The 3482-nt window shown below is 60.8% G+C and carries 3 protein-coding genes; 1 reads left to right on the forward strand and 2 read right to left on the reverse strand.

The features are described from left to right. Positions 1-591, reverse strand: a 591-nt coding sequence (locus FEM54_RS28010) for a YdcF family protein (protein ID WP_138453801.1), incomplete at its 3' end; no start/stop codon positions are given. Positions 592-696: 105 nt separating this feature from the next. Continuing rightward, complete coding sequence (locus FEM54_RS28015; protein WP_017136061.1) at positions 697-1008, reverse strand: hypothetical protein; 312 nt, start codon at positions 1006-1008, stop codon at positions 697-699. 262 nt (positions 1009-1270) lie between these two features. Here FEM54_RS28015 and leuS point away from each other — a divergent pair. Next, on the forward strand, positions 1271-3482 hold a 2212-nt coding region (leuS, locus tag FEM54_RS28020), incomplete at its 3' end, for a leucine--tRNA ligase (protein WP_138453802.1).

Here is a 3482-nt window from a genome sequence, read left to right on the forward strand (position 1 = left end):
CCATACCGCACGCGGCATATGCCAGGCCTGGGTCACCACCACCACGCGCTTGATGCCTTGCGGCAACAGGATTTCGGCGCTCATCTGCGCGTTTTCCCAGGTGGTGCGGCTGCGCTCTTCTTTCCAACGCACGGTGACGCCAAAGTCATCCTGCATCGACACCGCCATCAGCTCAGCCTCACTGGGTGGCGTGCCGTAGTGCAAGCCACCGCTGGTCAGCACCGGCAAGCCGGAGGCCTTGGCCAGACGCGCAGCATAACGCTGGCGCTCAAGCCCAGTACCGGTGGGTTGATCGGAACCCCACGCGGGGTCACCGCGCTCACGCCCCGACCCCAGCACCACAATCGCGTCAGCGCGCTGGGCCAGCGTCGCCCATTCTTCACGGGCCAACGGCGGCTCGGTCTCCAGGGCATGCGCGCCCCACTGCACCATCACCGGCAGGCTGATCAACCACAGCCCCCCGAACCCCACGGCAAAGCAGCATCCGGCCAGGCGCGGGCGACTTTTACGCAACCACCAGGCAAGCGCCAGCAGCAGCAAAAAGAGGCCGGGCGGCAAGAGCAATTGTTTAATGAAATAACGAAAAGGCATCGGGCATCTCCAAAGATGCCCGAAGCCTAGATGCAACGGGGTTCAGCGACAATCTTTACCAACCTGTTTCGAGAACGACTCAAAGGATAACGCGGTGCTCCACGTTTACCGTGCGACCCGACGCTTATCGGGACCGCGACCAGCAGACACATCTTTCAGCCAGATCACCTTGGCCGAACGCAAAGGCTCTTGGGCGGGCGGGGCAGCCCGTTCCTGAGAGGCACGGTGGTGATTCAATTCCAGGTAGCACTTGATCAATTCAAGTTCAGCCTGGCTCAAGCCTCGCAACTCCAGCTCCAGAGGCCGCTCATCACGCAATCGGCCTGCGGTTCTTGCGGCATCCAATGCCCGACCCAAACGGTCGATCAGTCCTTCATACAATTGCGGTTTCATTAAAGTTCGCTGCGATTCAACCATCCCCTCACCTCATTGAAGATAAGACTCACTCCCCAATAAACAGCGTAGTCCCCATGGCTGCGCCTGCCTCGCGCCGCGACAGACGGCCCTCGCCGCGCAATCAGGGTTTCCCTCGATAGAGTGGGGTCATGTATGCTACGGCGCTTCCTGTAACTCCACTTCCCGCAGGGTTTGGGCACGGACGCGCCGCTTTTTGGTGTCGATCAACCTGAATGTTGTACCGAAGAGGATTAGGCCACCCCTATTCAGTTCAAAAGTAGCCATGCACGAACAATATCAGCCCCGTGAAATAGAAAATGCCGCCCAAACCTTCTGGGACGAGCAAAAGTCCTTTGAAGTCAGTGAACAGCCAGGCAAGGAGACTTACTACTGCCTATCGATGTTCCCTTACCCCAGCGGCAAGCTACACATGGGGCACGTGCGTAACTACACCATCGGCGACGTAATTTCCCGCTACCAGCGCATGCTCGGCAAAAACGTCCTGCAACCTATGGGTTGGGACGCCTTCGGCATGCCGGCGGAAAACGCCGCGATGAAAAACAACGTGGCGCCCGCCAAGTGGACCTACGAAAACATCGCCTACATGAAAACCCAGCTGCGCAGCCTGGGCCTGGCGGTGGACTGGTCCCGCGAAGTGACCACCTGCAAGCCCGATTACTACCGCTGGGAACAGTGGCTGTTCACGCGCCTGTTCGAAAAAGGCGTGATCTACCGTAAAAACGGCACCGTGAACTGGGACCCGATCGACCAGACCGTACTGGCCAACGAGCAGGTCATCGACGGTCGCGGCTGGCGTTCCGGCGCGGTGATCGAAAAGCGCCAGATCCCGATGTACTACTTCAAGATCACGGCCTACGCCGATGAACTCTTGTCGAGCCTGGACGACATGCCGGGCTGGCCTGAGCAGGTCAAGACCATGCAGCGCAACTGGATCGGCAAATCCAAGGGCATGGAAGTGCAGTTCCCGTACAACGTCGACTCGATCGGCGAAACGGGCGCACTCAAAGTCTTCACCACCCGCCCCGATACCCTGATGGGCGCGACTTACGTCGCCGTGGCCGCCGAGCACCCGCTGGCCACCCAGGCTGCACAGAACAACCCAGAGCTTTCGGCGTTCATCGCTGAATGCAAAGGCGGCAGCGTGGCCGAAGCCGACGTTGCCACCCAAGAGAAAAAAGGCCTGCCAACCGGCCTGTTCGTCGAGCACCCACTGACGGGCGAAAAACTGCCGGTGTGGGTCGCCAACTACGTGCTGATGCACTACGGCGATGGCGCAGTCATGGCTGTGCCGGCCCACGACGAGCGCGATTTCGAGTTCGCCACCAAGTACAGCCTGCCGATCAAGTCGGTCGTGCGTACCAGCTCGGGTGATACCAACCCGGCCCCGTGGCAAGACGCCTACGGCGAACACGGTACGCTGATCAACTCCGGTGAGTTCGATGGCCTGGACTTCCAGGGTGCCTTCGACGCCATCGAAGTTGCCTTGATCAAAAAGAACCTCGGTGCCTCGCGCACCCAGTTCCGCCTGCGCGACTGGGGCATCAGCCGCCAGCGCTACTGGGGCTGCCCGATCCCGATCATCCACTGCGAAACCTGCGGTGACGTGCCAGTGCCGGAAGACCAGTTGCCGGTGGTACTGCCCGAAGACGTGGTGCCGGATGGCGCCGGTTCGCCATTGGCGCGCATGCCTGAGTTCTACGCGTGCACGTGCCCTAAATGCGGCGCACCTGCCAAGCGTGAAACCGACACCATGGACACCTTCGTCGAGTCCTCGTGGTACTACGCCCGCTACGCCTCGCCACACTATGAAGGCGGCCTGGTAGAAAAATCCGCAGCCGACCACTGGTTGCCGGTGGATCAATACATCGGCGGCATCGAACACGCGATTCTTCACCTGCTCTACGCGCGCTTCTTCCACAAGCTGATGCGCGACGAAGGCCTGGTGAGCTCCGATGAGCCGTTCAAGAACCTGCTGACCCAAGGCATGGTGATCGCCGAGACTTACTATCGCCGCGAAGCCAATGGCGCCTACACCTGGTTCAACCCGGCGGACGTCGAGCTTGAGCGTGACAGCAAAGCCAAGGTCATCAGCGCCACGCTGAAATCCGACGGCCTGCCGGTGGAAATCGGTGGCACCGAGAAGATGGCCAAGTCCAAGAACAACGGCGTCGACCCACAGTCGATGATCGATCAGTTCGGCGCCGATACCTGCCGCCTGTTCATGATGTTCGCCTCGCCGCCCGACATGAGCGCCGAATGGTCCGACTCCGGCGTTGAAGGCTCGCACCGCTTCCTCAAGCGCGTCTGGCGCCTGGCGCACGCCCATGTCAGCCAGGGTTTACCGGGCAAACTGGACGTGGCGTCGTTGAGCGATGAGCAAAAAGCCATTCGCCGCAGCACCCACCTGGCCATCCGCCAGGCCAGCCAGGACGTGGGCCAGAACCACAAGTTCAACACCGCCATCGCTCAGGTGA

Source organism: Pseudomonas edaphica (assembly GCF_005863185.1).
Lineage (GTDB): Bacteria > Pseudomonadota > Gammaproteobacteria > Pseudomonadales > Pseudomonadaceae > Aquipseudomonas > Aquipseudomonas edaphica.